The organism is Micromonospora sp. (assembly GCF_048594385.1).
Classification (GTDB): domain Bacteria; phylum Actinomycetota; class Actinomycetes; order Mycobacteriales; family Micromonosporaceae; genus Micromonospora; species Micromonospora wenchangensis.
The window spans coordinates 1-2192 of record NZ_JBMDWU010000428.1; the positions used below are offsets into that span (position 1 = coordinate 1).

Consider the following 2192-nt stretch of genomic DNA (forward strand, 5'->3'; position numbering starts at 1 on the left):
CCGGGTCGGTCAGCACGGCCACCGCGCCGGCCGTGGCGGCGGCGGCGGCGAACTGGGCGCCGTGCCGGCGGGCGCCGGGCAGCGCGGCGTACAGGTCGCCGGGACGGACCTCCTGGCTGGCGTGGGTCACCCCGGTCACGACCAGCGCGGCGGCGTCGGCCGGCGGCGTCACGGCGAGCCGGTCGGCGAGGTCGCCGAGCCGGACTCCGGGCACGGTACGGGGGCGTGGATTGCCGGGCACGGCGTCAGACCCTACCCGGTCGTCCGGTTCCGGCCGCACAGCCGCCCCGGTGGTTCGTCGGCACTCACCGATGATGTCCCGCCGTTCCCGGTCAGCGCGGAAAGACCTCGAAGTTGGGGGATTTCCCGCGCGACGGCGGAACCCGGTAGTGACGCAGCGTGAACCCCATCATCTCGCGGAACGCCGGGGCGACGACCGCGCCGCCACCGCCCTCGGGGTTCCACACGAAGACCGCCACCACGTACCGGGGCGCCTCGGCGGGCGCCATCCCGATGAACGAACCGACCTCGCCGGGCTGCTGCTTGCCGTCGACGTAGCGCAGCCCGGTGCCGGTCTTGCCGGCGACCCGGTAGCCGGGCACCGCGGCGGCCAGGCCGGTCGCGCCGTCGACGGTGGTCACGGCCTCCAGCAGGGTGCGCAGGGCGGCCGCGTTCTGCGGGCTGAGCACCGGGCGGGTGACCGGGGCGGCGGACGGGGTGCGTGTCCCGTCCGCCCCGACCACCTCCTTGATCAGGTGCGGCTGGACGTAGGTGCCGTCGTTGGCGATGGTGGCGTACGCGGCGGCCATCTGCAACGGGGTGGCGTCGACGCTGTGCCCGATCGGCACCGACCCGTACGACGAGCCGCTCCACTGGTCGGAAGGGAGCAGCCGCCCGGACGCCTCGCCGGGCATCCCCTCGCCGGTGGGCTGCCCCAGCCCGAACCGCTTCTGGTAGTCGATCAGCCGGTCGGGGCCGAGCCGGTCGCCGATCTCGATGGTGCCGACGTTGGACGAGTAGGCCAGCATCCCGGCCACGCTGAGCTTCTTGCCGTCGGCCGGGTGGGTGTCGCGGAAGGTGACGTCGCCCCGGGTGATGGTGTTGGCGACCGGCCAGGCGCTGTCCGGGGTGATGATGCCCTCCTGCAGGGCCGCGCCATAGGTGATCGCCTTGTGCACCGAGCCCGGGTCGACCACGAAGCTGGTCGCCGCGTCCTCCCGGTCGGTGGGCCGGCTCTGCTCCGGGGTGGCCGCGTTGTAGGTCGGGTTGCTGGCCTGGGCCAGCACGTCACCGGTCTTGACGTCGAGCACCACCGCCGCGCCGATCGCGCCCCGGGTCTGTGCCATCTGCCGGCTGAGGATCTGCTGCACCTGGAACTGGAGGTCCCGGTCGATGGTGAGCACCAGCGAGCTGCCCGGTTTGGGGTCGGTGGTCTGGCTGTAGCCGCCGGGGATGGGCGCGTTGAGGTCGCCGAGGCCGGCCTCGTACACCCGGCGGCCGTCCTGCCCGCGCAGCACGTCGTCGTAGCGGGCCTCCAGGCCCTCCAGTCCGTCCATGTCCTGGCTGGTGAAGCCGACCAGGTTGGCGGCCAGGTCGCCGCCGGGCACCTCGCGGCGTTCGTCGCGGTGGGTGCCGATGCCGGCCAGGTCGAGCGCCTCGATCTGCTTGGCCCGGGCGATGTCGACGCCCCGGGCCAGGTAGCGGAACTGGAGCTTGCCCTTGCGCTTCATCTTCTCGGCCAGTTCGGAGGCCGGGACGCCGAGCAGCGGGGAGAGCAGCTTCGCGGTCTCCGTACGGTCCTTGATCATGGTGGGGTCGGCGAAGACGTACCGGGCCTCGATGCTGCGGGCCAGCGGGGCGCCGGTGCGGTCCTGGATCGAGCCGCGCGGGGCGGGCAGGTCGATGCGGGCGAGCCGGTTGTCGACGCCGCCGCCGGCGTACGCCGGGGTGTCCACGGCCTGCAGGACGACCAGCCGGATGCCGATCACGGCGAAGACCGCGAGCACCAGCATGGTGCCCAGGCGCAGCCGGCGACGCGGCTCGGCGAGCTTCGGCGGGCGGCGCGGCTTGCGCACCGGCCTACGCCCGGCGGGCCGGTCGGTGCGCCGGGGTGCCTCGGTCCGGCGCGGGGCGCCCCGGCCAGGGGTGTCGGTGCGGCGGCCGGGACGGCGGCGGGGCGTGGTCGGTTCGGC

At 74.6% G+C, this 2192-nt stretch carries 2 protein-coding genes; both read right to left on the reverse strand.

The features are described 5' to 3' along the window. On the reverse strand, nucleotides 1–241 hold a 241-nt coding region (locus ACOJTC_RS23245), incomplete at its 3' end, for a Mur ligase domain-containing protein (RefSeq protein WP_420118478.1). Between the two features lie 91 nt (nucleotides 242–332). Next, nucleotides 333–2192 (reverse strand): peptidoglycan D,D-transpeptidase FtsI family protein (locus ACOJTC_RS23250; RefSeq protein WP_420118479.1); only part of this gene is annotated, 1860 nt, incomplete at its 5' end.